The organism is Sphingobium sp., assembly GCF_033795625.1.
Taxonomy (GTDB): Bacteria; Pseudomonadota; Alphaproteobacteria; order Sphingomonadales; family Sphingomonadaceae; genus Sphingobium.
Genome location: NZ_JARYGI010000035.1, coordinates 1 through 25,848 on the forward strand (window position 1 = coordinate 1; position 25,848 = coordinate 25,848).

The window sequence follows — 25,848 nt, forward strand, 5'->3', positions numbered from 1 at the left end:
TTCGGGGAATACGCCTTCGGTGCCGCGCGCGCTGGCATAGAGGGAAAGCGACCGTTCCATGCTCGATGTGGTGGCCGATCGCGGCTACTTCGCGAGCGAAGAGATACTGGCCAGCGAACAGGCCGGCATCACCGTGACCTTGCCCAAACCGATGACCTCCCGTGCCAAGGCCGAGGGGCGGTTCGGAAAAGCCGACTTCGTCTACCTGCCCGAGCAGGACGTCTACCGCTGTCCGGCTGGCGACATCCTGACCTATCGCTACACCAATGTGGAAGCGGGTCTGACGGTGAGCCGATACTGGACGAGTGCTTGTCCGAAATGTCCGATCAAGGCTCAATGCACACCAGGCAAGGAAAGGCGCGTCACCCGATGGGAGCATGAGTCCGTCCTCGAAGCCATGCAGGAACGGCTCGATGCCAATCCCGACGCCATGCGCATACGACGCCAGACGGTCGAGCATCCCTTTGGCACCCTCAAAGCCCGGATGGGCTCCACCCACTTCTTAACGAAGACCACGCCGCGTGTTGCAACCGAAATGGCCCTCCACGTTCTGGCCTATAATCTGACCCGAGTGCTCAATATCATGGGAAGCAAGGCGATCCTGAAAGCCATCGCGAGTTGAGGTCGCGTCCAAACTAACAAATCTCGTTGCTCCACCGCAAACGGTAAACCCGCACAGATCTGCTGATCGCGTTTCTACACAGCCTGGGTCGCGAGCTGCCGGAACCAGACGGTCTGCACCTGGGGACCAATTTTTGGTCCCTGAGCGTCTCACAAGGGTCGGCATCCCCAATCCCATTCAGATACTGAAGAGCGTCAAGAGTGCAAAAGCGCCACCGGAAGACACGTCTAAACCATAGCTGTTAGATTTCCGCTGGTTCGAGCCATCCCCGATAATGGACTAGCTGCCCTATCAGCGGCAAGGCAATGGGCACGTCGAAATGGAAGCGGGCGTCCTCGGCCCATTCGCGTGCGGTCGAACGCGGTGCCAGCCACAATGGCAGCGGCAGGGGCCCGATCCACCATCGCTGCATGATCATGGTCAATCCTCGACCGTCGCCGGGAAGGTCGAAGGCGAAACGGAACGGGCCGAACCGCTCGACAAGCCAACGGCTTTGTTGAGTAAGGTGACTCCGGAAGCGTCGCCCTTCGAAATCGCGCGTCCAGCTTTCGCGGCCATCCAACTCGCGGAAATGCACATGTAGGCGATGACGGCCCGGCTTGGGGAAGCCAACGAGCCGTGCGATGAATGCTGCAAGCGGAGTTGCCGCGCCTGTTACCACAGCTTCTCCTGCTGCACCGCCATCGCGGAATATGTCGTGGATCGCCTGCATCTCCGGCGGGAGCAGCGCGAAACGATCACCCATCACCCGTTGGTAGAGTGAAGGCGAAGCAGGGAATTCATCCGTTTCGAGATGGATGGCGAGCTCCCCGAAGGCATGGGCATAGTCGCGGAGCGTCAAGGCCTCCCCGGCATCACGAGCGCCCGCAGTTTCCAGACCCGACAGGATGCGAGCGACGATGGGCGCCACGGACAATGTCGGTATTTCCGGACCGTCGCCCAGGTTGGCGATCAGCGTCCATCGTCGCTCTACCCGCCGGCCTTGTACATCGCCGAACAGGCGCACGCTCATCGCAGAGCGGTCGCTGCCCAGCGAGCGGGTCAGCGACTGGAGAGGATGAAGGAAGCGCGCAAGCGGCGCGAGAGTGGCGACGAGTTTCCACCGCACCAGCCAACTGGCGATCCAGAGTCCCCAGTTTTGGAACGAGAGTTCCGTACCCGCGCGGAAGCTGACGGCAGGACGTCCGGCCAGTCTTACAGGCAAAAGAGCAAGGTCAGGCACATCGACAAGCCCGGCGCGGCGCCCTGAGATCGTTTTCGTCCCTCCGCAGCCAAAAGAGACAGAGCGCAGCTCTTGCCACCCAAAGGCTTTTGCCCATCGCTGACCGCGCCAGATGCGCATTTGCTGGCCGACCTGTCCCAGGATGGCGGCGGATACCGCAGGACCTGCCGTCGCCTTGTTGGACGCACTGATCGCCATCTCGACCGAGCGTACCCTGTCCATGCCCTGCGCCAGATGCCGCACCGCCGCGCCCGATAGTGCCGGCACACTGGAGGCACCGGAGAGGAGGACGACGCCCGCATCCCTCGCGGCTTCGTCCAGCACGCGGATGCCGCATACGAAGTCGCGGCTGTCTGCAATATCGACATAGTGAACGCCCGCAGCGATGCAGGCTTTGGGAATGGCGTGAGCCATCGCCTGAAAAGGGCCGGAGGCGTCCACGACTATGTCCGGCTCATATTCTTTCAGGGCGGCGGTGATTCCGCTGCGGTCCAGCGCCAACGGCATCAGGCCGGGGGATTTTGCGCAAAAGTCGCGTGCCTTTTCGATGGATCGGCCCGCAACCAGCACCTCATACCCGGCAGAAGCGAGGCGCCGCGCTATCCGTCCGCCGAATCCGCCATAGCCGCCAAGAAGTATTATGCGCGTCACAGGATGCGGCAGGCCTGTTCCGTCGTGGGTATCCAGCAGGTCGATCGCCTGCCGAACAGCCGGTAACGATGGCGCGCGACCCAGCGATAGACGGGATCGCGCAGCCAGCGCGGTACGATCCGAAATGCCGCCAGCCCGTTCCACGGATGATCCAATCCCGCCCATATCGCCAGCACCGCATCGCTGTCCCGCAAGGCCCGGCCGCCTTCCACCACGATCATCGTTTCCGGATTGGCAGGGTCGATCCCGAACCGGCGATAGAGCGCTGCTCCGATTGCTCCCTGCATGGATGCCAGACGGAAGCGGCCGACCCGGTCGTGCCGCAGCACGAAGGCGGCATTGGCGGAGCAGAGCATGCACATCGCGTCGAAGTCGATGATCGGGCCGTCGCTTTCGTTCGAGGCAGCGTTCATGCGGCCTCCGCCAAAGGCGCTCCGATTTGAATCTCGCCATCCAATCCCAGCAGCCGCAGCGGGTTGCCAACCAGTCCGCTCACCATCGCTGCCTGTATGGTGGTGGCGGGCCACAGCTTGGACAGTGGGCCGACCATACGGTCTCGGATCAACGGCAGCAGCCGGCTGTCCGATTGATAGACCGGCGTGAACAGTGCCGTGAGCCATTGGTAGGTCAGGACATGGCGGCGCCGGAGCCTGATCCCGTGCCGAGCCCCTTCATCCACGCTGCCCTTATCCGCCAGACCCTTGGCCAGAGCCCAGGCATAAGCAACGCCATGTTGGCGCCCTGCCCAAGCTGTGGACTGGCCGAGTGCCAGGCATCACCAATATGGACTAGCGCTGGTTCCGCTGGTGCGGCAAGCGTTCGATGGGCGTAGCGCGCGAAGGTCAACTGGTCTGGATCATGAATCTGGTCGAGCAGCGGCGCGCAGTCAGGCCATAGTGTGGCGACCTGCGCCTTCCACCTCACCAGCCCGGCCTCACGCCAGTCGTCCAGCCTGTCCGCGCGAAGCGACCAGAAGAAAGCGGCCTTGGGCATCGTCGCGCCGGGCGGGGTTCCGATGGGCAGGACGCCCGCCATGATGCTGGCCCGCTCGTATCGTTGCGCGAGGGCATGAGGATCGAAGTCAGCGTCGTTGGGCCAATCGACGCTGGCCCATAGAGCGCCATAGGCCAGTTCACGGCCAGCGGGCGGCGCCAGTGGCGTGCGCGTGCCCAGTGCGTCCACCACGAGATCATAGGGGCCGCTGGTCTCACCATCCGCAAAATGCAGCGCTCATTTTGCGCGGGTCGGCTCGCTCCCGATCAGTGTGCGCCCGGTATGGACGCCAATGCCCGATTGCAGGACGGCTTCGTGGAGGATCGCGAACAGGCTGGCGCGATGGATGCCGATGCCGAACATGCCTTTGCGGCGCAGGGCGGCGTAATGGACGTCGAGCACCACCCGCTTGCCCGCCTTGCCGAACAGCCGATCGACGCGCGCCCCTCGTGCCAGCGTCGCATCCAGCAATCCCAATTCGGAAAGGACCGCCATCCCCGTGGGCTGGAGCATCAGGCCGGACCCGATGGGTCGTGGTGTATCGAACCGCTCGAACAGAGTGACATGATGCCCGGCGATGAAGCAACAGCGCCGCCGCCAGTCCGCATGGACCGCAGCCCGCGATCGCAATGTCCAGCCCCCGCATTTTGACTGTCTAGCTGAGGACGTCATCCTATCCAATAGGATGTCGTCGCCAAGTTGAAATCGGGCGTAATATCCCGGCATGGCGCGGTAATGAACATGAACGAATGTCTGCTTGTGGGAGCCCAAATTTAGGCCGTGAGCGTCCGACAATGGTCGACTGCTGTCGGCGGTGCCGCGCCGTCGGCCTCGTTCAAATTGATCGCCACGTTTTGTTACATCTCTGCCGTTCGATACGGTGGTCGCAAACGAGCGCTGCTGCCAAGGGCACCCGCTGCGCTCGCCAAACTGAACGGTATGATCAACCAGCAGCGGAACGCGGTCTATCGCCATATTGGTGCGGGGCGGTGCCAGAGGCGCCTGCCGAAGCGGACTGAGTTCTACTCGCGGCCGGCGATCATCCAGTTTGCTCAGACCGTCGGCACCGTCCCTCCGTCGATCACATACTCCGTGCCGGTGATGCTGGCCGCACGGTCGGAAGACAGGAAGGCGATTAGGTTCGCCACCTCTTCGGGTTTCGCCGACCGCCCGATCGGGATTCCGCCCAGCGAGTCCATGATCATCTTCTTGCCCGCCTCGATGTCGCCGCCATGCTCAGCCGCGAGCCACGTCGCCAGGTCGATGGATGCCTCTGTCTCGATCCAACCGGGGGACACGCGCACGACGCGAACCCCTTGTGGTGACACCTGCTTGGACAGGCTCTTGCTGTAGGTCGATAGCGCAGCCTTTGCTGCGGCGTAGGCAGTCGTCGCCTCCGGCAGAGGCATTTCGCGCTGAATGGACGTCACATGGATCACCACGCCGCTGCCGTTCTCAACCATGGCGGGAACGAGTTCACGGTCGAGGCGAACGGCCGGCATGAGATTGAGATCGAATTCACTCGTCCAAACCTCATCGCTCAGCGCTTCAATGCCACCTGCCGGGGCGGAGGAACCGCCGAGCATATGGACGATGATGTCCACGCCGCCCATGCGCCTCGTCACGGCGGCCGCCAATGCAGCGCACCCTTGCGCGCTCGTCAGGTCGGCCTCGACGAACAGCGATTTCGGAAAGGCATCAGGCCGTGTGCGAGCGGTGGTCAGAACCTGCGCACCGAATTCCTGAAAGAGACTGACGGTCGCTGCGCCCGCTCCGCGCGTGCCAGAGGTGATCAGCGCGCGCTTTCCGCGCAGATCAAGGAACGGGTGGCCGTTGCCCTGAAGGAGCGCGCTCACAACGTGATCTCCAGCCCAACAATCTTCTGCCCATCAAGGACGAACTGATAGCGAAGGTCCACCGGGCTTCCGGGGAAATCACCAGCAAGATGGCTCACGACCGTCGTTCTGCCGCCTTCCGTCGTGATCGAGAAGGGCTCCACGCTGTAAGTGTACTTTGCGGATGTGGCTGCTTTCCATTGCCGGATAGCTTCGCGTCCGGTGTAGGTATGCCCTTCGTCCTTCACGACCGCACCTTCGGTGAAGCAATCGGAAACAGCTTCAGCGTTTTGTTTTCTGTCGGCAGCAAAGTACTCAGCAATAATATGAGGTAGCTTGACGGTCATCTTTGATCTCCATTTTGTAGGACAAGCGCTTTGTTTAGCGCCCTCTATTTTCTGATGGAACCAACTTAGGGCTAGACCTTTGCAATGATAATCGGGATAGATCGCTATGCGACGTTGCGAAAAGCAGGACAATGCAACAGGACGGTTTGGTTGAGTTTGATGCGGTTTTAGCGATCGCGCGGCGTGGTTCGTTCCGGGCGGCAGCGCTGGAGCTAGGTCTGTCGACTACCGCCCTGAGCAATGCCATCGCAAAGCTCGAACGGCAGCTCTGCGTTCGCCTGTTCAATCGCACGACCCGCAGCGTTTCCCTTACGGACGCTGGACGCAAGTTCGTCGATCAGGTTGGTCCCGCCGTCAGGCATATTCACGACGCGATGGATATCGCTCGTTCGCAACAGGAGACTCCGTCCGGAACGCTCCGCATCAACGCTTTTCCAACGGCTGCGCGGGAGATTCTCGGGCCGCTCCTGTTGCAATTCCTGCGTTGCTATCCTCAAGTGCATGTTGATCTCGTCACCGAGGGCCGCATCGTGGACATCGTAGCCGAGGGTTTCGATCTTGGTTTGAGGAGCGCCGACCTCGTTCCCAGCGACATGATCGCAATTCCCGTTGGTCCACCCCGCAGCTTTGCCGTCGCCGCATCGCCAGCTTACTTCAAGGCGAATGAAAAGCCTCGCGTGCCTCCCGACCTGCTCCGCCATTCATGCCTTCGCATCCGGCTCCCGAACGGCGCGCTTCACCGCTGGCAATTCGAGAAGGACGGGCAGCCTCTCCAGATCGACGTGAACGGCCCGATCACACTCGACGAAGCCAGTCTGTCGCGCATCGCGGTGTTGGACGACGTCGGCATCGGCTACTTCATGGAGTTCGATATACGCGAAGACATCAATGCAGGGCGGCTCATTCGCGTTCTGGAAGATTGGACCCCGCCGCTAGCGCCTTTGTGCCTCTACTATCCCAGCAGACGAAATCCATCGGCTGCATTCAAGGCGTTAATCGGCATGGCACGTCAAATCGGGGGGTGACGTTAAGCCGGGCTCGTCGCTCAATGACCATTTAGTGGCAATCAGATTGGAAACGGCTTCGCGATGACGGATAAGATCACTCCTGTCTTGCTCAAAGACATTCTCGGTCCGCAGGCGTTGACCATCATCGCCGATGCTGGCGTCTCAGTATCGACACGCTTCGATCGCGCCAGCTTTCTCGGCGCCGCGTCAGATGGGCTCAGTACGCTGTCGATCATGGAGCGCGTGCGCCACATCGCTGACGCACTATATTCCGCGCTACCCGCCGGATATGTGGATGCGCTTGAGATCATCCGCGCGATGGCGCCACAACTCACCCATGGCTTCCAGGCGGTCGCTGTCACCGAGTTCGTGGCGCGATATGGGCGTGGCGATTTCGACAGATCGATGGAAGCGCTTACCGATCTTACCCGTTTCGGGTCCGCTGAGTTCGCCATTCGGCCATTTCTGGCGCAGGATACCGAACGGACGCTTACCGTGATGAAACAGTGGACCAGCAGCACCGACGAGCATGTCCGCAGGCTGGCCAGCGAAGGTAGCAGGCCAAGGCTGCCATGGGCATCGCGCATCCCGTCGCTTATGGTCGAGCCGACGCGGACCGCATCGATCCTCGAAGCACTTAAGGCTGATCCCAGCGCTTATGTTCGCAAGTCGGTCGCTAATCATCTCAACGATATCGCAAAGGGTCGCCCGGACTGGCTGCTGGATCGTCTGGCCGGGTGGTCGACCGACAATCCTGATACGGCCTGGATCATACGTCATGCGTTGCGGACATTAATCAAGAAGGGCGAACCACGCGCGCTGGCTCTCATCGGTGCCGGGCACGGAGCCTCTGTCACGGTGCGGCTATTTTCTATTGAGCCTCAACTTGTGCGTCTTGGCGACACAATCGCTATCGATGCCGAACTCGTGTCGACTTCCCCCGATGATCAACGTCTGGTCGTGGATTATCGTGTCAATTATGCGCGTGCCGGCGGCAAGACTGCGGCCAAAGTCTTTAAGCTCAGGACATTGGACCTTTCCGCGGGAAAATCCGCCACGCTAGGGCTTCGCCAGGCTATTCGCGATTTCAGTACGCGTCGCCATCATCCCGGCCACCATGAGGTGGAACTCATCGTCAACGGGGTAACCATGGCAAGCACCGCCTTTGAAATCACGAGCGATCCAGCCGCCGCCTGAGGCATGCGCCTGAAAAGCTGGCAGGACGCCGTACATGGAGCCGCTACCACCATGGCTTATGTGGTCGGCCACAAGGGCTGCGTCAGATGATGGAGGTACGCGGCTTGCGCTTGGTTGAGCGGATCGTGTCTCTAGACATGCTTCAATGGCACCTTCCAGCCGGGGCGGCCGTTCATGGCTTGCACGGTGAGCGGCGTAAGTTGGTCGCGACCTGCCGGTTAGCGGACGGACCGCATCTAGGAACGTAAAATTGGCGGCTGAATGGCGACAAAGGGTCGTACATGTCAGCGCGCTTACTGCCTTGCTTTGGGAATGACTGCCCAACCGCTTTCTGGACAATGTGGTTCAAAACGGACGTAAAGAGGCGAGCGAACTACCGCGGGCAAGCGAACCCTACGCAGTTGCGGCTGATCCCCAGAGGATAACAGTTCAACATCGCTCGGGAGCCGGCATCCGTGCTTATCTCCGGAGCTGGCGGGCTCGCCGCCCGCTTCATCGGTAATCCAGCACCCGTGGGCGATGGTGCTGTCTTGGACGACTGTTCGCCTCAATTAGCGTGATGGTGATCATTGCACACTGTCGCCAACATTTGGGGCGTCCAATTCGCGTCAGGTGCGAACACGAGTTGCTAAGGCGCTGTCGATGCGCATGCCACTGTTCAGCTGCTTGAGCCCGGATAGGGTCGCTTTCTGAGCAGCGCGGCAAGGTCGGCAGCGTTGGATGCGGCCATCGGCGGTATAAGACATTTATCCGAGCCTGCGGGAGATTCTTAGAACTCGTTTTCTTCCGAGAAATCCTTGAGCCCGACGATCGTTCCCGCGGCAAGACTTCGCGCGCGGACGATGCGCCGCATGCATATTCCTACCTCAAGATGTGAACCCCCGGCGATATTGGAAGGAACATCGTTGCTCCGATACGGCCCGGCTATCCAACCGGACCAGCATAGGCGGGTCGCCAATCGCTAGCCTTTGTTCTTGTGCTCGGGTCTGCCCTTCCGCTTGGTCGAAGCCATTTTCTCGAGTTCCTTCTCGCTCATCGACTGCTCCATCGACTTCGATGCGCCCTTGAGCTTGCTCTTGGGCGTGTCGCCGCGTTTTGCCGAGAGCGCGGCGCCTGCCGCTTTCTGCTGGGCTCCGGACTTGGCGGGCATGACAATCCTCCTTAAGTTGATGATGAGCGATGTTCTAAGCGTGGCCGCCCCTGGCAGATTATGGACCGCCGCGGCCACCCACCGCACCGAAAATTTGCCCGGTCGTATAGCTGAACGCCGGATCCGCGAGCGCCACGAACAGCGGTGCTAACTCGGCCGGTTGCCCAGGTCGGCCCATCGGCGTGTCCGAGCCGAACTCGGGCAGCTTCTCGGGCTCCTGACCACCGGTCACCTGCAGGGGCGTCCAGATCGGGCCGGGCGCGACACCGTTGACGCGAATGCCCATGCTGGCGAGCTGCTTGGCCAGACCCTTGGTGAAGTTCATGATGCCCGCCTTGGTGCAGGCATAGTCGATGATGTTTTCGGGTGGATCATAGGCGACGACCGAGGTCGTGTTGATGATCGCCGAGCCCGGCTTCAACAGCGGGATCGCCGCCTTGGTAATCCAGAACATCGCATAGAGATTGGTCTTCAGCGTCGTGTCGAACTGCTCGCTCGAGATATCCAAGATCGACTTCTGGCTGATCTGGCGGGCGGCATTATTGACCAGCGTGTCGAGCCCGCCGAGCTGCCGGGCCGCATCCGCCACGAGCTTGCGGCAGAAGCCCTCGCTGCGGATGTCGCCGGGCAACGCCACGAACCGGCGGCCGGCTTTCCGCACCTGCTCGCCGACCTCGCGCGCGTCCGGCTCCTCGTCAGGAAGATAGTTGATCGCGATGTCGGCGCCCTCACGCGCCATCGCGATCGCCGCGGCACGCCCGATCCCGCTGTCGCCGCCGGTGATCAGCGCCTTGCGCCCGGCCAGGCGGCCGGAGCCGCGATAGCTCGCCTCGCCATGATCCGGCCGCGGGGTCATCTTCGCGGTCAGACCAGGCCAGGGCTGCTGCTGCTTCGGAAAGGGAGGCTTGGGGTAGCTGGCCGATTGGGCGCTGGTCGGCGCGCCCGGCTGGTGCTTCTCCTGCGCCATCGCAGGTAATGCGCCGACTGCAGTCACGGCCGCGACCGCGCCGCCGACGAGCGCACGTCGGGAGACAGTGGTGGTCGTAAGCTCGTCTCGCTGCTGCGCGCCGTCGTGCGCCTTTGACTTCGGGTCGGTCATCGTTGCTCTCCTCGGGGGGACATCTGCTTCAATCCTGCAACATGGTGAGGGCGGGCTGGCGCTGGAGCGCCGCGCGGATCTGATCGGCGCCGGGGGTGCCTTCCTTCAGTGCCTTTTCGAGGTTCTCGGCATATTTCTGGATGCGCTTGGGCGGGAGCAGTGGCTCGTTCGCGTCAACCACCGCCTCGATCAGCGCGGCTCCTGGATGCGCGAGCGCCTCCTGCGCGACGCGCTCGGAATCGCCTGATGCCTCCACGTGCCATGCGCGGATGCCGCACGCTTCCGCGACCTTGGCGAAGTCGATGTCCGTCAAGTCGCACTCATATTCAATATTCCCAAGGAACATCATCTGCTCCCATTTGATCTGGCCGAGAGTGCCGTTCTTGATGACCACGATCTTGATCGGCAGCCGGTAGCGCGTGATCGTCGCTAGCTCGCCCATCAGCATCGACAGCCCACCGTCGCCGATGAAGGCGACCACTTGGCGCCCCGGAAAAGCGAGTGCAGCGGCGATCGCATAGGGGAGACCGCAGGCCATTGAGGCGGACAAGCCGGAGCCGCCGTACATCTGCCCCGCCTTGGCAGTGACGTAGCGTGCCATGAGGCCGGTATTGTGGCCCGAATCCCAGACGACGATCGCGTCCTCCGCCAGCCGGTCGCCGACATCGCGCACGATGCGGCCGGGCGGCATCGGGGTGGCATCGCGCGCGACGCTGGAGCGAATCAGTTCGCGCCATTTACGCGACTGGTCCTGAGCGAAGTCGAGGAAGCTGCGATCCGCCCTGCGTTCGAGCAAATCATTCAGCGCCGCAAGAGTCATCCGGGCGTCGCCGGCAAGTCCCACTTCGGCAGGGAAACGCAGTCCGATCCGCGTTGCGTCCAAGTCGATCTGGACGCCACGCGCCTGCCCGGGTTTGGGATAATAATCGATATAAGGGAAGGTCGAGCCGACGATCAGCAACGTATCGCAGCGCTCCATGACCTCCTGGCTCGCTCGCGTGCCCAGCAGGCCGATGCCGCCGGTGGTGAGGCGGTGATCGTCCGGCAGCAGCCCCTTGCCGAGCAGCGCCTTGACGATCGGGGCACCGAGCAGCTCGGCAGTCCGGGTAAGTTCCTCGACCGCACCGAGCGCGCCTTGTCCCGCAAGGATCGCGATGCGGGTGCCAGCGTTCAGCAGCTCGGCCGCCCGGGCAATCTCCGCGTCGGGTGCCACCTGAATGCCGTAGGCCGGAATAAGCGAAGTGTGGCCGGGCACGTTGCGGTCGGATGGCTTCTCTGATCGCTCGGGCTCCTCCTGCACGTCGATCGGTACGCTCAAGTGCGCGACCCCGCGGTGCGCCACCGCGTGGCGGCAGGCAAGGCTCGCCGCGCTTTCCATGTGTCGCGCGCCCATAACCCGCGCCGAATATGCGGCCACGTCCATGAACACCTTGGCATGGTCGATGTCCTGCTGGGTATAGCTGTCGGTCAGGTCGTGATAGGGTGAGCCGGTGATCGCCACGACCGGCGCGCGGTCGAGCTTGGCATCGTAGAGCCCGGTGAGCAGGTGGATGCCGCCCGGGCCGGTCGTCGCGAGACAACAGCCGATCCGGCCGGTGAACTTGGCATGCGCGGCAGCGGCAAAGGCGGCGGATTCTTCGTGGCGCACCTGGATGAAGCGAATGCGATCCTGCCGTGTCCGGATCGCCTCCATGATCCCGTTTATCCCATCGCCCGGCAGCCCGAATACGGTATCGATGCCGAACGCGATCAGCGTGTCGACCAAGATCTCCGCGCCGTTCCGCGCCACCGTCACGCCGCCGGCTCGAGTTCGACCTTGAGCCAGCCCGGCTTGCGCGCATCGAACTGTTCATAGGCCTCGATCGCACCAGTCAACTCGGCATCCTGGGTCAGGAGAGCGGCAGGATCCACCACGCCTTCGCGCACCAGGTCGATCAGGTGCGGGATGTATTTGCGATGGTTGCAGTTCCCCATACGGATGGTGAGGTTCTTGTTCATCGCCTGGCCGATCGGGAAGCTCTCCACGGTCGGCGGGTAGACGCCAATGATCGAGAGCGTGCCCGCCTTGGCGAGCGCATCGACCGCCCAGCGCAACGCCTGGCTCGGCGCGTCTCCCGGTACGAACGGGGCTTCGTCGCGGTGCTCGGGCGCGGTCTGCTCGCGCTCCTGGGCGAAGAGCGCGGCCTTCTCCTCCGCTTGGCCTGCGGCGGGTCCGCCATGGGCGTGTTCGGCCTCCACGCCGACCGCATCGATGGCGCGGTCGACACCGATTCCGCCAGTCAGCTCGACGATGGTCGCGACCGGATCCTCACGTTCGAAGTTGACGATCTCGGCGCCCTGGCGGCGCGCGATCGCCAGACGATCCTCTCGGTTGTCGATGGCGATGATCCGGCCTGCGCCCATCAGCCTGGCGGACGCGATCGCGAATTGTCCCACCGGCCCGCAGCCGAACACCGCGACTGTGTGACCTTCCTCGATCTCGGCCATGTCGGCGCCGAACCAGCCGGTCGGGAAGATGTCCGAGATCATGATCGCCTGATCGTCGGTGACTTCATCGGGCAGTTTCACCAGTCCGACATTGGCGAAAGGAATACGCGCCTTCTCGGCCTGCAATCCGTTGAACCCGCCCGCAGCCTCCGGGCCGCCAAAAAAAGCGGTGCCGGCGCGTTTGCCACCGGGGTTGGCATTGTCGCACTGCGCATAATAGCCGCCACGGCAATAGGAGCAGTGGCCGCAGGCGATTGTCGAGGGGATCACGACCCGGTCCCCGACCTCAAGATTGCGGACCATGTCGCCGACGGCCTCGACCACGCCGACGCCCTCATGGCCCAGGATTCGGCCTTCCTTCATGCCGCTGAAGGTTCCGCGGACGAAGTGCAGGTCGGTGCCGCAGATCGCAGAGGTGGTCAGCCGGACGATCGCATCGGTCGGCTGTTCGATCTGAGGATCAGCGACGTCCTCGATGCGGATATCGCCAATGCCGCGCCAAACCACTGCTTTCATGCCAGTCCTCCGGAAAAGGGCTGTTTCGGGCAGCCAGTCGGGGGGTTAACTGGGGCGCTAAGCCACTGTTCCCAAAAACATTTTGTCCTGTCGCCGACATAAGCGATTGCAGGCGAAGAAGTGCTGGTGACCGTGCGAGTCGTTAGTACTACAGTTTACGAGGAAATTCTGTGCCGCGACTAGTGGATGACGCGCCACGTCGGCATTGGCGCTGACCTATGGCAGTTAGGATGAGCGAATGGGCTGCCGTATGAACATTCTACTGCTCCACGCCTGGATAAGGTGTGGCCTTGAGCAGTTGCGCCAGATGGGCTGCGTTGGAGGCTACCAAGTTCGCGGTCGACTGGACCTTTTCGGGGATTTCCTCAAGGTCCTTAAAGTCAGTCTTGCCCATCGCTTCGCCCACCCAATAGGAGACCGCGGCCGCAGGGATCGTCCATCCGGTGTCATTGAGCGCCTGATATAGTTGCGCGCTGATGCCATGTGCGCCGTCTTCGTTACCGACGATGGCGGCCACCGCGACCTTACCGTAGCTGGGCATGCGCCCAAGCTCGTCGGTTTCACTGAGAAACGCGTCCATGCGTTCGAGAACTCGCTTTGCCATGCTCGACATCTGTCCGAGCCATACCGGGGTTCCGAAGATCAGAATATCGGCGTCAAGAATCCGCTGGCGTATGCCTGGCCATGCATCGCCGCCACCCTCGTCGGACGTCACGCCAGGCTTCACATCATGGTCGGCAATCCGGATGACTTCTGCCAGTTGGACATCATGCGCCGCAAGCGCCGTCGCGACGAGCGAAATCATTTTATCTGTAGAGGATGTTTCGCCATCCTCCTTTTTCAGACTGCAGTTCAGTGCGATCGCGCGTAGCGGCATTCCTGTTCTCCTTTAATGATAGCGCTGCGCGACCGCCTGACAAATGTTTGCGGCGGGCCGGGAGGTGGTGAAAGATGGTCATACCTGGCGCACTCAACGCCTGGCAGAGCCCTGCGGCAGTTGCTTAATGCCTGGGTCAACGGCTTTCGCTCCAATTGTTCGGGCGTGCTGACATATGTTAGCCATTTGATTTTTCGCCACCATTTCGAGACGGCGTAAGGGCCCGGCGGTTTTCACCTTTGCGCGCTCAGCACTCGCCCGCCTGAGCGGCGCGAGACGCTCTGCATAGAACAGGACGTACATATGGCAGGTGCCCCACTAGCAGAATCGTGGCGCGACCCTGTACTGAAGGGAGGCTTTCCGCAGCTCCCGCATTTTAAACCGCTAATCTATATAAGAATTAGGGGCGTTTAGAATGGTCCGTGGCACTGGCGGGGATACCCCTTGGCATGTCCGCGTTGGGGCCTCTTACCGCACAGTCTCCAAAGAACAGCACGGGATGACAATTTTGATCAAAGCGTTGGGCTACGCCGCCAAGCATTCCTATTCGCGCCTGAAGCCGCTGGAGTTCGAGCGCGAGGAAGCCGGTCCTGACGAAATCGAGATCGATGTGCTGTTCTGTGGTGTCTGTCATTCCGACATACATCAGGCGGAAAACGACTGGGGCAATTCCGTCTATCCGTGCATGCCCGGCCATGAGGTCGTCGGCCGTGTGACCCGCATCGGCAGCAACGTCTCCCTTCACGCAGTGGGCGATCTGGTGGGCGTCGGCTGCATGATCGATAGCTGCCGTTCTTGTGAGCCGTGCGAAGCCCATGAGGAGCAATATTGCGAAGGGCCAAATAGCTGGCTTGCCACCTATCATGGTCCGATGGTGCCGGCCCAGCAGGCGCCCGGCGGGCAGAACATCTATAATAAGGACAACACCTACGGCGGCTATTCCAACGTCCTCGTCGTAAAGGAGGATTTCGCGCTCAAGATCCCGCCCGAAATAGCGCCAGAGAAAGCCGCCCTATCCTGTGCGCCGGGGTCACGACCTATTCGCCGATGAAGCATTGGGGTGTGAAAGCGGGGAACAGGGTGGGCATCGTCGGACTGGGCGGGCTTGGCGACATGGCAGTCAAACTAGCAAAGGCGATGGGCGCCGATGTGACGGTCTTCACCACGACGAAGGAGAAGGTTGCTGAGGCGGAGAAACTTGGCGCCAAGGGCGTCATCGAAGGGGACACCGAAGCATATACGGGCTTGAAGGCGAGCTTCGACTTCATCCTCTCGACGGTCCCTGAAAAGCACAAGGTCGATCCGTTTGTCCCGCTGCTGAAACGCAATGCGACCTATGTTGCTGTCGGTGCGCTCGCACCGATGCCGGGTTACAACAATCAGGAACTCATCATGCACCGCAAGAGCTTGGCGGCGTCGCTGATCGGATCGATCGCCGAGACGCAGGAAGTGCTCGATTTCTGCGCCAAGCATGGCATCGCACCTGATGTGCAGGTGATCCCCATCCAAGACATCAACGAGGCATATAAGAAGGTAAAAAGTGGCGAAGTGCGCTTTCGCTATGTGATCGATATCGCCAGCTTGAAAGAGGAAATGGCGGCGTAGCTACTCTCATCGTTGAGGCCTAAACGTATCTCGCCAACGGCACGGGCGGTGATAGGGCCTGCGACGGGTCGGTCACCTTCCTGGCCTTTGCTGCTGTCCGAGCATCGGGCCTACGGGATGGCGCCATGCTCCGGCAACTGGTTCGCAGCCCTACGGGATTGGATAGCCTGCTTACTGTTCATGGGTACACATTGCACAGACGGCGTCAGCTGCAGTGATCGAGGCTCCGCTTTCATTTCGTCAGACCTGCGCCCGACCTTTTGGTGGTGAAGCTCCATGCAATCGCACACTAGGCAGGATCGACATTCAAGATTCCCAAATGGTTTGATGTCTGATTCATGGGTCTCCGTGTTGAGGCGCGGAGTGGACGATGGGATCAAACGGTACGAGTTGAACGATGCACAATGGGCGCGGATCGCGCCGTTGCTGCCTGGCAAGGTCAACGATCCCGGCCGGACAGCATCGGATAACCGCTTGTTCGTGAACGGTTGCTTGTGGGTTCTGAGATCGGGCGCGCACTGGTGCGATCTGCCGGAACGCTATGGTCGGTGGAAGACGGTCCATCGCCGCTTCAGCAGGTGGTGCCATGCCGGCGTGTGGGAGCGGGTATTCGACACGCTCACTGCCGATCGAGATAACACGTATCTCATGATCGACAGCACGATTGTCCGCGCCCACCAGCAGGCAGCGACCGGAAAAGGGGGGCCAAGGACCAGGCGCTGGGGCGTTCCCGAGGTGGACTGACGACCAAAATTCACATGCTGGCAGACACGCTGGGCCGGCCATTGCGCTTTCGGATCACGCCGGGGCAGTCCGCTGACATCACTGCCGCCCCGGACCTTCTGGAAGCCCAAGAGGCCAATGCCGTACTCGCTGACAAAGCCTATGATAGCAATGACTTACGTGAGCAGATCGCCGACATGCAAGCGGAGGCTGTGATCCCGTCCAAGCGCAATCGGAAAGTCTTCATCCCGCACAACACTGCCATCTACAAACACCGCAACCAAATCGAACGATGCTTTGGTCGTCTCAAGCATTTTCGTCGGTTCGCAACCCGCTACGATCGCCGCACCGTTCACTTCACTGGTTTCGTACACCTCGCCGCCGCCATGATATGGCTCCGCTGAATGTCGATCCCGCCTAGAAAGCCAGACGACACGCTCCTGCTCATCCCACGCTCGTCAGAGCCTTGCGGCAATCCTCTGCACATTCTCGGCACATATCGGCGCAGAGGCGACAATGCTCATGCTCATGGCGCGCGCACTCCTCGGCGCACAGTTCGCAGGTGCGGGTGCAGGTTTCGAGCATGGCACGCAACACAGCGATGTTTTCACCAGTGCGCCGCGTCGCCACTTTCGCTGTCGCTGCACATATGTCTGCGCAGTCAAGGCAACTGCGGATGCACTGCCGCATGTCCATGTCTTCGGCCGCGCAGGCGTCCGCGCATGACGTGCACATGGCAGCACAGAACATCGCATGGCGCACTGCCGTCGCCAGATCCTCGTTAAGGTTGCCCGCCACTTCAGGGTGTAGCGATATCATCTTGTGAATGGACATGCCGGGCCTCCCGTCGCTGCTGATGCCGGGTCAACGGCCCTCACTAAATAACGTTCAAGTGCGCTTCTAACCTATGTTTTGGCTGGCCTTCTTTCCGGCGGTTCGTCGGAACAGCGCCGAAGTCCGGCGGTTGTCGAACCTCCATCCCAGGACAGTCCCATGCGAATTACCGCCGCCGTAATGACCCATGCCGATCAGATACTGTCGCGGCGGAAAATCGAACTGGAGGAAGTGGAACTCGACGATCCCTACGACGACGAGGTACTGATACGCGTCACAAGCTGCGGCGTGTGCGGAACGGACAGAGGCTGCATCCATGGTCTTGAGCCTTACCCGACGCCCGGTGTGCTGGGCCATGAAGGCGCAGGGGTAGTAGAGGCAGTCGGCCGCGACGTTAAGAACGTCAAGCCGGGCGACAGGGTGATGATCGGCTTCCCATTTTGCGGCGAATGCCGAACGTGCCGGCGTGGCGAGATGCGCTACTGCGAAAACGGCGCAGCCTTAAGCTTCAGCGGTCATCGGCTGGATGGCTCAGGGGGAATGAAGCGGCTGAATGGCGAACCCCTTGCAGGCCGCTTCTTCCAGCAGTCCTCCTGGGCTACGCATACGCTGGCCCTGGAGCGTCAGCTTGCCAAGGTGCCCGACGGTCTCGATCTGGATATTGCCGGACCCTATGGCTGCAGCATCTCGACGGGTGCTGGCACAGTGCTGAATGAGCTAAAGCCGATCCCCGGCAGTTCCATTGCGATCTTCGGGGTGGGCAATGTGGGACTTGCCGCAGTGATGGCGGCACGGCTCACCGGCGCGACGACAATCGTCGCGATCGACAAGGTGCCGGAGCGGCTGGCGCTTGCGCGCGAGTTGGGCGCTACGCACGCGCTCGAGCACGGTACGGACACTGTAGCCGAGTTGAAGGAACTCACCGGCGGCCACCTCGACTATGCGATCGAGGCGACGGACGGCTCGAACCTTGTCAGCGAAGCCGTGTCGGCACTCGGACCGCGCGGCACTTGCGCCATGGTGGGCGGCGCGAAGATGAGCGCAACAGTCAAGTACAACCACCCAGACGTGCTGATGCAGGGCAAGCACATCATCGGCGTTATGGGCGGCGGCGGCCAGACCCCGCGCTTCCTGGAAGCACTGATGGAACTGCAGCTACAGGGACGCTTCCCCCTTCAGAAGCTCGTAAAATTGTATGACTTTGCAGACGTTAATCAGGCCGTGGATGACAGCGACGCAGGCGTAACTGTGAAGCCGATCCTCAAGATGCCGCATTAGCCGACCGCCAGATAATTTGCCTCGCAAGGGAGTCCCAATGGACATCAGCCTCAACGTCAATGGTCACCGACACGCGCTATCGCTCGATCCTCGCGTCGTGCTGCTCGACGCCCTGCGTGAAAATCTGGGGCTGACAGGCACCAAGAAGGGCTGCGATCAGGGCCAGTGCGGCGCGTGCACGGTGTTGATCGACGGTCAGCGAGTGCTGTCCTGCTTTGTGCTTGCTGCCCTTGCCACCGGCGAGATCACGACGATCGAGGGTCTGGCAGGCGAAGGCGAGCCGCTGCACCCGATGCAGCAGGCGTTCATCGAGCACGACGCTTTTCAATGCGGCTATTGCACACCAGGGCAGATCCTGTCCGCCATCGCCTGCGTGCATGAAGGCCATGCCACAGACGAGGACGAAGTGCGCGAATATATGAGTGGCAACCTCTGCCGGTGCGCCGCATACCCGAATATCGTCAAGGCCGTGCTCGCCGCGAAATCGGATATGGCCGCCAATGCGTGAGTTCGTTCTGGAGCGCGCAGGCGACACTGTCGAAGCTCTGCGACGTGCAGCCGCGCGGACTCCGGAAGACGGGAACATGCAGTATCTCGCGGGCGGCACCAACCTGCTCGACCTGATGAAGCTGGACGTCATGCGTCCGAACCGGCTGGTGGACATTGCGCCGCTTGCTGTGGAGCATGGGCGCGTGCGCAAGCTGGAGGACGGGCTGTGGCTTGGCGCGGCGGTCAAGATGAGCCAGGCAGCGGACGATCCCGATGTGCAGTCCGACTATCCGGTCATAGCGCAGTCGCTGACGCAAGCGGCCAGCGCGCAGTTGCGCAATATGGCGACGCTGGGCGGCAATGTGCTTCAGCGCACCCGCTGCAACTACTTTCGCGACACCAGTTGGGGCGCCTGCAACAAGCGAGAGCCGGGCACCGGCTGCGCGGCGATGGATGGCTGCAATCGCAGGCTGGCGGTGCTCGGCGTCAGCGATCAATGCATCGCCAACTATCCCGGAGATTTCGCGCAGGCATTGATAGCATTGGGTGCCGAAGTGAATGTGTTCGGCACTGATGGGCGGGATCGGACCTTCGCATTCGAGACGCTCCATCGCCTGCCGGGCGACACGCCGCATATCGAAACGACGCTGGAGCCAGGCGATCTCATCACGGGCTTCAAAATACCGGCGGGTCCATGGACGCGCCGATCCCGTTATGTGAAGGTGCGCGATCGTACATCCTACGACTTTGCGCTTGCCTCGGCAGCGGTAGCATTGGCGCTCGATGGTGATCGCGTCGTTTCTGCCCGCATCGCGCTTGGCGGGCTTGCGAGCGTGCCGTGGCGTGCGCATGCGGCCGAAGATGCGCTGGAGGGCCGCGTGCTCAGCGAGGCAAATGCCCAAGGGGCTGCCGCTGCGGCGCTGGAGGGCGCGGTGGCGCATGGCGACAATGCATTCAAGGTCGAACTTGGAGGGCGGACGCTGGTGCGGGCGCTTGTCGAAACGCGTGACATGGAGATCATGCCATGACCAGCCTTATCGGTCAGCCCCGTACGCGAATCGACGGTCGCGCCAAGGTTACCGGCCATGCCGCCTATCCGTCCGACGAACCGGTGCGCAATCCGGCTTGGGCCTTTCTTCTCACCAGCGCGATAGCCAAGGGCAGGATCAGGGCGTTCGATCTCGATGAGGCACGAAGCCTGCCTGGCGTGCTGGACATATTGACGCATCAGAATGTTGGCGATCAAACCAAGCCGCCCAAGCAACAGGCGGGCGGCGACACGACCACGACGATGGAGAGCGATCGTGTCTGGCACGATGGGCAGATCATCGGCGTGGTGCTTGCCGACACATACGAGACTGCACGCGACGCGGCCTTCCGAGTGAAGGTCCACTATGACAGGCAAGCGCCCGCCGCGACCTTCGACCAGCCGGGCGTAGAGGCCCATTACCGCGAGCCGGGCGAGCATGAAGACTATGAGGTGGGCGATGTGGATGCCGCATTGGCCGCCACAGAGGTAAAGGTCGATCAATGGTACGAGACCCCGACCCAACATCACAATCCGATCGAGCTGTTCACGACCACGGCAGAATGGAACGAAGGCGAACTGACGATCTGGGAGCCGAGCCAGTTCGTCTATGGCCTGCGCAACAATGTCGCGGGCCAGATCGGTATCGATCCTGCCAAAGTGCACGTGATCTCCAAGTTCGTGGGCGGTGCGTTCGGGTCCAAAGGTGGCGCAACGGCGCGAACGGCATGGATCGCGATAGCGGCGCGTCGGCTCGGACGGGCAGTCAAGCTGGTGGCGACACGCGACCAGGGCTTCACCATCGCCACCTATCGCGCCGAGACACGGCATCATCTCCAGCTTGGCGCGACGCCTGACGGCAAGCTGACGGCGCTTCGCCATGAAGGCTGGGAAGTCACCAGCCGCCCCAGCAACTACAATGTGTCGGGAACGGAGACGACAGCGCGGATGTATGCCTGCCCGAACATCCTGACGAAAGTGAATGTCGTTCACGCCGACCGCAACACGCCCGGCTTCATGCGCGCGCCGCCCGACACGCCGTACATGTTTGCCCTGGAATCTGCGATGGACGAACTGGCGGTTGCGATGAGGATCGATCCGGTGGAATTGCGACGGATCAACGATACGGCCTCGGATCCTACTGACGGCGTTCCCTATTCGAGCCGCCATCTGATGGAGTGCTTCGATCAGGCGGCGGAGCGTTTCGGCTGGGCCTCGCGCTCGCCTGAACCCAGGCAGATGCGCGAGGGCGACTGGCTGATCGGCTGGGGTTGCGCCAGCGCCGCTTATCCTTCGAATATCGCTTCCACCGCAGCGCGCGTGACGCTGCGCTCGGACGGTCACGCCATGGTCGAAATCGCCGGGCATGACATTGGCACAGGCGCCTACACGGTCGCGGCGATCACGGCGGCCGATCGGCTAGGTGTCGACATCGACAAAAGCGCGGTAAAAATGGGAGACACCGATCTTCCGCCCGCCTCGCTTGCAGCAGGATCGAGCCACACCGCGACGATCACGCACGCCATTGCCAAGGCATGCAACGGCATCTTGGCTAAAGTTGCTCAGGCGGCCGTGGTTTCGAGCGAAGGACCCTTCGCCGGCAAGGAGGCCGCAAGCTTGCGGCTGAGTGAAGGCAAGCTGATCGCGCCAGACGGTACGGCTGAGCCGCTGGAGCAAGCTGTAAATCGCGTCTCTAAGGGGGCACTGGAGGTCTATGCCGAGCATATTCCACAGGGCTTGTCGCCGGAGTCGATGGAAAAGCTCTACCAAGGCCAGCCGCCGATGCTGCGCGGCCAGTCGCGCGAGGGCGTGCGCGCCTATGCGTTTGGCGCGCAGTTCGTCGAAGTTCGCATCCACCGCCTCACCTGTGAGATACGCGTCCCGCGTATGGTGGGCGCCTTCGCCAGCGGCACCATCGTCAATCCACTGACGGCGCACAGCCAGTATATGGGCGGGATGATCTGGGGCTTGGGCGCGGCGCTGGAGGAGAAGACCGAGATCGACTTGGCCCATGCGCGATACGTCAATGACAATATCGCCGAATATCATGTGCCGGTGAATGCGGACGTGTCTCGTGTTGATGTGATCATGGTGCCGGAAACCGACCAGCAGGTAAATCCGCTCGGTATCAAGGGCATTGGTGAGATCGGCATCGTGGGTATGAATGCGGCGATCGCGAATGCCGTTTGGCATGCCACGGGTCGCCGCATCCGCAAGCTACCGATCCGCATTGAAGATTTGCTCTAGTGAACTCCGAAAGACAGAGCTGTCAGGCCACTACTGAGAGCAGGAAACTGCCTGCTGAGCGACCTAAAAAGGTCGAACATCGAGGCTCATGACCCGGCGATTACCTCTTCGATAGATCAGGACAATGCAGACCCAACCGCCGGAGCGAGCCGGTCCACCAAAATCGCGCTGGCCTGATTGAGCCCGATGACATCCACCGCGATGCCATGATGCCGCATCTTCGTAACGACGTCCTCTAATGCGCCAACCGCCGTGACATCCCACAAATGGCTGGCAGTGAGGTCTATGCGAACCCTCGCGGCTGCATCGCCCAGATCGAACCTGTCGGCGAAGATGTCCGCGCTGGCAAAGAAGATCTGGCCCGACACAGTGTAGGTCCGCATGTTTGTCGCCTCGTCATAATCGATGCGGACATCCATCAAGCGCGTCACCTTGAAAGCGAAGAATACGCCGCTCAACAACACGCCCACAGCGACGCCTGCGGACAGGTCGTGGGTGGCGACCGTGACAACGACAGTTGCCACCATGACGATGCCGGAAACCTTGGGATGTCGAGCCAGATCGCGGATCGAGGTCCATGAGAAGGTGCTGGCGGACACCATGATCATGATCGCAACGAGCGCCGCCACAGGCACTTGCGCGACCCATGGCCTGAGGGGAACCATCACCAGCAACAGGAACACGCCAGCGACCAAAGTGGAAAGCCGGCCTCGGCCACCATAGCGTACATTACCGACCGTCTGACCGATCATGCCGCAACCTGCGATGCCCCCGAACAGCCCGGCGGCGACATTAGCGAGGCCGAGGCCCGTGCACTCGCGCGCCTTCGAACTCGTGGTCTCGGTCAGGTCATCGACCACGCTGGCGGTCATCATGGATTCAAGGAGGCCGACCGCTGCCATGGCGAGCGCATATGGCGCCACGATGCGCAGCGTCTGCCAGTCGAATGCTACTGCGGGGAATGTGAAAGAGGGCAGCGATGATGGCAGCCGGCCAAGATCGGAGACAGTGTGGATAGGCATGGGGAAGGCAATGCTTATCGCCGTCAGGACAAGAATGCAGATCAAGGGCGAGGGGATGGCTGTCGTGATGCGCGGCAGCAGATAGATGATCGCCAAGCCGCCTGCGATCATCGCATAGCTGTGCCATGTCACTCCCAGCATCTGTGGCACCTGCGCCGAGAAGATGAGGATAGCGAGCGCGTTGACGAACCCCGTCCGCACGGACCGCGAGACGAAGCGCATCAACACGTCCAGCTTTAGGAGGCCGAAGACAATCTGGAAAAGTCCGGCTAGCAGTGTCGCGGCCAGCAGATATTGCAGGCCATGGGCATGGACCAATGCCGCGGCAACCAGCGCCACCGATCCTGCCGCGCCGGAAATCATCGCAGGACGGCCGCCAGCGAAGGCGATGACGATCCCGATCACAAAGGAGGCGAACAAGCCCACCTCCGGGTCTATTCCCGCCACGAAGGAAAAGGCGATGACTTCCGGGATTAGGGCAAAGGTGCCGACCATGCCGGCGAGGATGTCACGCCGGGCGTTTGCCGCGCCGTTGAGCCATTCGGTACGATAGCGCGAAAGAGCTGTGTTGTTCATGTTGAAGACCGATGATTGTCGCAAGGCGGAGCGGCAGCAAACAGGCGGAGCGCTGCGACATACATTGTCCGGCGGATCGGCGGCCGGAATAGCCACCCGGAATTTCACCGGGTCCTTGCGAATGGTAGCTTCGTAGTGCGACGGTTTGGGAACGGCAAGGGCGAGTGACCAAGCGAAATTGCGCGCGTAGTTCAGGATGAACAGATGTCCGCTCCGGGGAAGCTGGACTTTGTCGATGAGTAGCCGACCAGGGTCGGGTGTGGTTCCACCAGGCGTGGCTCTGACGTCAAAGGACTGGTTCTGGATCCTACGGATATCCAGCGCTGTCGCCGTTTGTCGCTAAACGCGAAGCTTAGTGTCGAGCGTAACCAGACTGTGCTGTTTGCAGGCTCACCGCCGAGCCTCAAGCCATGACGTACGTCTAGCTTTCAGGAGTTCCACCGGTCGGCCAAGCTCGCGTGCCAGCATGTTCATCATCCAGCTGCGGTGGCTGACGAGAAAGGCATCAAAACCATCAGGCTTTGCAGGATCGAACATTGGAACCGCCCAGTCGGCGGTGGCTTCTCTGTACGCTGGCTGCTTGAGCGCGCTTCTGTCTTCGGGCGCATCCACATGGCGGCCAAGGAAGCTGTTGCCTTCGAAAGTGATGCCAGCCGAGTTTGGAAATCCCGCTGCCAATATGTATTCGGGACCATTACGGCCAACTTCATAGCCGTAGCGGGCGGTACCCGCGACGGCGAGCAGGTTTTTCCGGAAGCGGACATCGCTTGCCCAGCCTTGCCACTCCGTCGTCGCCACCATCTTCACGTCAGCCTTGCTGCCGACATGAATGACGTTCCTCTCGATCGTGACGTTCGTGATCCCGCCTGAGAGTTGAAAGATACGGGCGCCGTCGCCTCGACTTACATTATCGCGAACCACTGTGCCGCTGTTACCCAGATTATCCGATCCCTTCCGCGCCGGCGAGCAGATGAGGACGAAGCCCCCCTCATTGTCGTGGCTGAAGTTGTACGCAATGGTGGTGCCACGAGAATTGAAGTCAGAATCGAACCCCTGTCCGTCCCAACGCCCCCGCGTAAACGCCGCCTCATTCAGCTGGATGAGCGTGTTGTCGGTGCTCCATTGCCAGATGGCGACATTATAGCCGGGCGCACGACGCACAGCATTGCGCACGATGTTGTGCTCGACCAGCGCGCCATCGGCACCGCGCGGCACGATGCCATCGCCACCGATGTCTTCGAGATAGTTGTCGCGGATCACAACCTCTTCACTGGGAAACCAGCGCTTGCGCGTCACCTGGTCGCTGATCCCGGCAATCCCTGAACGATCGACTCGCCAGATGATGTTGCGCTCGATCAGCAGGTCATGGAACCGAGTGGGGCGCTTGGTGCTCAAAGCGCGAAAGACGATGCCTCCATTGTCCTTGCGCTCGTTGCTCCCCCGTACATCGTGAATATACATGTTTCGCACGACGATTCCGCGTGCAACGCCTGAATCCTGCTGGGAGATCAGCACGCCGAAGCGGACGCTTGCTGTCGGCCCGTCATTCGTAATTTCCAGGCCGCTGACACTGACATATTCAGCGTTGAGGATTCCGACCGCATATTCCGATGCGCCTCCTGCGTTTATCCGTGGCCGCGGACCTACGCCTGTGACGCCAAAGGAGATCAGCGCAGCTGCACGCCCGGAACGCGTGATCGTCAGTGGCTCCGTCCAGATCGATCCGGCCGTCAGCAAAACCTGATCGCCAGCGCGAAGTTCGAAGTTTTTGACTTTGGCAAGGGAGCGCCAGGCCGATGCCGGCGAACTTCCATCGCTGCGATCGTTTCCCCGAATTGCGTCAACATAGTAGGTAGTGGCCGATGCTTGGCCAACAGCACCGAAGCTCAGGATCAATAAGAAAAAGCCAATGATTTTCGTCGTAAAGATATTGATCAACGTACTCACCTGACGGTCTGGATGTGGTCCGCTTTTCCCGGGCTCGGGTGGATTAGCGAATCTCGCACGGTTCAGGTGGCTGATGACGGGCAACCTTGCTAGCGAC

23 protein-coding genes, 2 pseudogenes and 1 other annotated feature are annotated in these 25,848 nt (G+C 61.4%); of the genes and pseudogenes, 10 read left to right on the forward strand and 15 right to left on the reverse strand.

From position 1 onward, the window contains the following. Positions 1-61: 61 nt before the first annotated feature. Positions 62-622: pseudogene (locus QHC67_RS14965) on the forward strand (transposase); the annotation flags it as partial. A gap of 241 nt (positions 623-863) precedes the next feature. Here QHC67_RS14965 and QHC67_RS14970 read toward each other — a convergent pair. From QHC67_RS14970 to QHC67_RS15000, 7 genes are all read right to left on the reverse strand, one after another. After that, positions 864-2,495, reverse strand: coding sequence for a DUF4166 domain-containing protein (locus QHC67_RS14970; RefSeq protein WP_319295475.1), 1,632 nt, complete (start codon positions 2,493-2,495; stop codon positions 864-866). Then, positions 2,492-2,908 (reverse strand): thiol-disulfide oxidoreductase DCC family protein, encoded by a 417-nt coding sequence (locus QHC67_RS14975; protein ID WP_319295476.1) that lies wholly within the window; start codon positions 2,906-2,908, stop codon positions 2,492-2,494. The genes QHC67_RS14970 and QHC67_RS14975 overlap by 4 nt, the downstream gene beginning before the upstream one ends. Beyond that, the gene (locus tag QHC67_RS14980; protein ID WP_319295477.1) at positions 2,905-3,174 is read right to left on the reverse strand and encodes a hypothetical protein; all 270 of its coding nucleotides are present in this window, start codon (positions 3,172-3,174) and stop codon (positions 2,905-2,907) included. The genes QHC67_RS14975 and QHC67_RS14980 overlap by 4 nt, the downstream gene beginning before the upstream one ends. Continuing rightward, positions 3,123-3,677: a hypothetical protein gene (locus tag QHC67_RS14985; RefSeq protein ID WP_319295479.1), complete on the reverse strand. Its 555-nt coding sequence runs from the start codon at positions 3,675-3,677 to the stop codon at positions 3,123-3,125. Before QHC67_RS14985 ends, QHC67_RS14980 begins: the two co-directional genes overlap by 52 nt. A gap of 48 nt (positions 3,678-3,725) precedes the next feature. Then, a complete protein-coding gene (locus QHC67_RS14990) occupies positions 3,726-4,118 on the reverse strand; it encodes a hypothetical protein (protein ID WP_319295480.1) in 393 nt (130 codons plus the stop codon). A 422-nt stretch (positions 4,119-4,540) separates the two neighbouring features. Further along, positions 4,541-5,344 carry an SDR family oxidoreductase gene (locus QHC67_RS14995; RefSeq protein WP_319295482.1) on the reverse strand — a complete coding sequence of 268 codons (804 nt, stop codon included), beginning with the start codon at positions 5,342-5,344 and terminating at the stop codon, positions 4,541-4,543. Next, entirely contained in the window at positions 5,341-5,670 is a 330-nt protein-coding gene (locus QHC67_RS15000; protein ID WP_319295484.1) for a nuclear transport factor 2 family protein, read from the reverse strand. The genes QHC67_RS14995 and QHC67_RS15000 overlap by 4 nt, the downstream gene beginning before the upstream one ends. A gap of 131 nt (positions 5,671-5,801) precedes the next feature. Between QHC67_RS15000 and QHC67_RS15005 the strand changes: the two genes are divergently transcribed. Together QHC67_RS15005 and QHC67_RS15010 are read left to right on the forward strand one after the other, a co-directional pair. Then, entirely contained in the window at positions 5,802-6,695 is an 894-nt protein-coding gene (locus QHC67_RS15005; RefSeq protein WP_319295485.1) for a LysR family transcriptional regulator, read from the forward strand. A gap of 63 nt (positions 6,696-6,758) precedes the next feature. Beyond that, a complete protein-coding gene (locus tag QHC67_RS15010; RefSeq protein WP_319295487.1) occupies positions 6,759-7,874 on the forward strand; it encodes a DNA alkylation repair protein in 1,116 nt (371 codons plus the stop codon). Between the two features lie 961 nt (positions 7,875-8,835). Here the strand turns inward: QHC67_RS15010 and QHC67_RS15015 are convergent. The 5 genes from QHC67_RS15015 to QHC67_RS15035 all read right to left on the reverse strand — a co-directional run bounded on the left by QHC67_RS15015 (position 8,836) and on the right by QHC67_RS15035 (position 14,003). Then, positions 8,836-9,024, reverse strand: a complete 189-nt coding sequence (locus QHC67_RS15015; RefSeq protein ID WP_319295488.1) for a DUF3008 family protein — start codon at positions 9,022-9,024, stop codon at positions 8,836-8,838. A 58-nt stretch (positions 9,025-9,082) separates the two neighbouring features. Next, positions 9,083-10,123: an SDR family oxidoreductase gene (locus tag QHC67_RS15020; RefSeq protein ID WP_413818550.1), complete on the reverse strand. Its 1,041-nt coding sequence runs from the start codon at positions 10,121-10,123 to the stop codon at positions 9,083-9,085. 28 nt (positions 10,124-10,151) lie between these two features. Beyond that, complete coding sequence (locus tag QHC67_RS15025) at positions 10,152-11,918, reverse strand: thiamine pyrophosphate-dependent enzyme (protein ID WP_319295490.1); 1,767 nt, start codon at positions 11,916-11,918, stop codon at positions 10,152-10,154. Beyond that, positions 11,915-13,126: a zinc-dependent alcohol dehydrogenase gene (locus tag QHC67_RS15030; protein WP_319295491.1), complete on the reverse strand. Its 1,212-nt coding sequence runs from the start codon at positions 13,124-13,126 to the stop codon at positions 11,915-11,917. Before QHC67_RS15030 ends, QHC67_RS15025 begins: the two co-directional genes overlap by 4 nt. 259 nt (positions 13,127-13,385) lie before the next feature. Next, complete coding sequence (locus QHC67_RS15035; protein WP_319295493.1) at positions 13,386-14,003, reverse strand: flavodoxin family protein; 618 nt, start codon at positions 14,001-14,003, stop codon at positions 13,386-13,388. Positions 14,004-14,502: 499 nt separating this feature from the next. Between QHC67_RS15035 and QHC67_RS15040 the strand changes: the two genes are divergently transcribed. The 3 genes and pseudogenes from QHC67_RS15040 (at position 14,503) to QHC67_RS15050 (ending at position 16,735) form a co-directional block, all read left to right on the forward strand. Beyond that, positions 14,503-15,054, forward strand: coding sequence for an alcohol dehydrogenase catalytic domain-containing protein (locus tag QHC67_RS15040; RefSeq protein WP_319295495.1), 552 nt, complete (start codon positions 14,503-14,505; stop codon positions 15,052-15,054). Beyond that, positions 15,051-15,608 (forward strand): zinc-binding dehydrogenase, encoded by a 558-nt coding sequence (locus tag QHC67_RS15045; protein WP_319295496.1) that lies wholly within the window; start codon positions 15,051-15,053, stop codon positions 15,606-15,608. Before QHC67_RS15040 ends, QHC67_RS15045 begins: the two co-directional genes overlap by 4 nt. Positions 15,609-15,935: 327 nt before the next feature. Next, a pseudogene (locus QHC67_RS15050) lies at positions 15,936-16,735 on the forward strand (IS5 family transposase). A gap of 40 nt (positions 16,736-16,775) precedes the next feature. Here the strand turns inward: QHC67_RS15050 and QHC67_RS15055 are convergent. Next, positions 16,776-17,165, reverse strand: a complete 390-nt coding sequence (locus QHC67_RS15055) for a four-helix bundle copper-binding protein (RefSeq protein ID WP_319295498.1) — start codon at positions 17,163-17,165, stop codon at positions 16,776-16,778. Between the two features lie 159 nt (positions 17,166-17,324). Between QHC67_RS15055 and QHC67_RS15060 the strand changes: the two genes are divergently transcribed. Genes QHC67_RS15060 through QHC67_RS15075 form a run of 4 tightly spaced genes read left to right on the forward strand, consistent with a single transcriptional unit; the run spans position 17,325 to position 22,206 of the window. After that, positions 17,325-18,443: an NAD(P)-dependent alcohol dehydrogenase gene (locus tag QHC67_RS15060; protein WP_319295499.1), complete on the forward strand. Its 1,119-nt coding sequence runs from the start codon at positions 17,325-17,327 to the stop codon at positions 18,441-18,443. A 37-nt stretch (positions 18,444-18,480) separates the two neighbouring features. Continuing rightward, entirely contained in the window at positions 18,481-18,951 is a 471-nt protein-coding gene (locus QHC67_RS15065) for a (2Fe-2S)-binding protein (RefSeq protein ID WP_319295501.1), read from the forward strand. Further along, a complete protein-coding gene (locus tag QHC67_RS15070; protein ID WP_319295502.1) occupies positions 18,944-19,960 on the forward strand; it encodes a xanthine dehydrogenase family protein subunit M in 1,017 nt (338 codons plus the stop codon). The genes QHC67_RS15065 and QHC67_RS15070 overlap by 8 nt, the downstream gene beginning before the upstream one ends. Then, positions 19,957-22,206 (forward strand): xanthine dehydrogenase family protein molybdopterin-binding subunit, encoded by a 2,250-nt coding sequence (locus tag QHC67_RS15075; protein WP_319295503.1) that lies wholly within the window; start codon positions 19,957-19,959, stop codon positions 22,204-22,206. Before QHC67_RS15070 ends, QHC67_RS15075 begins: the two co-directional genes overlap by 4 nt. Before the next feature lie 116 nt (positions 22,207-22,322). Here the strand turns inward: QHC67_RS15075 and QHC67_RS15080 are convergent, their stop codons facing one another. Both QHC67_RS15080 and QHC67_RS15085 read right to left on the reverse strand, forming a co-directional pair. Beyond that, the gene (locus QHC67_RS15080; protein WP_319295505.1) at positions 22,323-23,804 is read right to left on the reverse strand and encodes a SulP family inorganic anion transporter; all 1,482 of its coding nucleotides are present in this window, start codon (positions 23,802-23,804) and stop codon (positions 22,323-22,325) included. A 62-nt stretch (positions 23,805-23,866) separates the two neighbouring features. Further along, positions 23,867-23,922 (reverse strand) — a sequence feature (sul1 is cis-regulatory element that is thought to sense ions involved in sulfur or methionine metabolism; They are found in Alphaproteobacteria). Positions 23,923-24,194: 272 nt separating this feature from the next. After that, a complete protein-coding gene (locus QHC67_RS15085; protein WP_319295506.1) occupies positions 24,195-25,751 on the reverse strand; it encodes a right-handed parallel beta-helix repeat-containing protein in 1,557 nt (518 codons plus the stop codon). Between the last annotated feature and the right edge of the window lie 97 nt (positions 25,752-25,848).

Excerpts from the sequence above, each read along its gene's own strand:
- QHC67_RS15070 (WP_319295502.1), top strand. The coding sequence starts at position 18,944 with ATGCGTGAGTTCGTTCTGGAGCGCGCAGGCGACACTGTCGAAGCTCTG.
- QHC67_RS15035 (WP_319295493.1), bottom strand. The coding sequence starts at position 14,003 with ATGCCGCTACGCGCGATCGCACTGAACTGCAGTCTGAAAAAGGAGGAT.
- QHC67_RS15020 (WP_413818550.1), bottom strand. The coding sequence starts at position 10,123 with ATGACCGACCCGAAGTCAAAGGCGCACGACGGCGCGCAGCAGCGAGAC.
- QHC67_RS15010 (WP_319295487.1), top strand. The coding sequence starts at position 6,759 with ATGACGGATAAGATCACTCCTGTCTTGCTCAAAGACATTCTCGGTCCG.
- QHC67_RS15080 (WP_319295505.1), bottom strand. The coding sequence starts at position 23,804 with ATGAACAACACAGCTCTTTCGCGCTATCGTACCGAATGGCTCAACGGC.
- QHC67_RS15065 (WP_319295501.1), top strand. The coding sequence starts at position 18,481 with ATGGACATCAGCCTCAACGTCAATGGTCACCGACACGCGCTATCGCTC.
- QHC67_RS15000 (WP_319295484.1), bottom strand. The coding sequence starts at position 5,670 with ATGACCGTCAAGCTACCTCATATTATTGCTGAGTACTTTGCTGCCGAC.
- QHC67_RS15030 (WP_319295491.1), bottom strand. The coding sequence starts at position 13,126 with ATGAAAGCAGTGGTTTGGCGCGGCATTGGCGATATCCGCATCGAGGAC.
- QHC67_RS15055 (WP_319295498.1), bottom strand. The coding sequence starts at position 17,165 with ATGTCCATTCACAAGATGATATCGCTACACCCTGAAGTGGCGGGCAAC.
- QHC67_RS15045 (WP_319295496.1), top strand. The coding sequence starts at position 15,051 with ATGAAGCATTGGGGTGTGAAAGCGGGGAACAGGGTGGGCATCGTCGGA.
- QHC67_RS15075 (WP_319295503.1), top strand. The coding sequence starts at position 19,957 with ATGACCAGCCTTATCGGTCAGCCCCGTACGCGAATCGACGGTCGCGCC.
- QHC67_RS15005 (WP_319295485.1), top strand. The coding sequence starts at position 5,802 with ATGCAACAGGACGGTTTGGTTGAGTTTGATGCGGTTTTAGCGATCGCG.
- QHC67_RS15060 (WP_319295499.1), top strand. The coding sequence starts at position 17,325 with ATGCGAATTACCGCCGCCGTAATGACCCATGCCGATCAGATACTGTCG.
- QHC67_RS14975 (WP_319295476.1), bottom strand. The coding sequence starts at position 2,908 with ATGAACGCTGCCTCGAACGAAAGCGACGGCCCGATCATCGACTTCGAC.
- QHC67_RS15015 (WP_319295488.1), bottom strand. The coding sequence starts at position 9,024 with ATGCCCGCCAAGTCCGGAGCCCAGCAGAAAGCGGCAGGCGCCGCGCTC.
- QHC67_RS15040 (WP_319295495.1), top strand. The coding sequence starts at position 14,503 with ATGACAATTTTGATCAAAGCGTTGGGCTACGCCGCCAAGCATTCCTAT.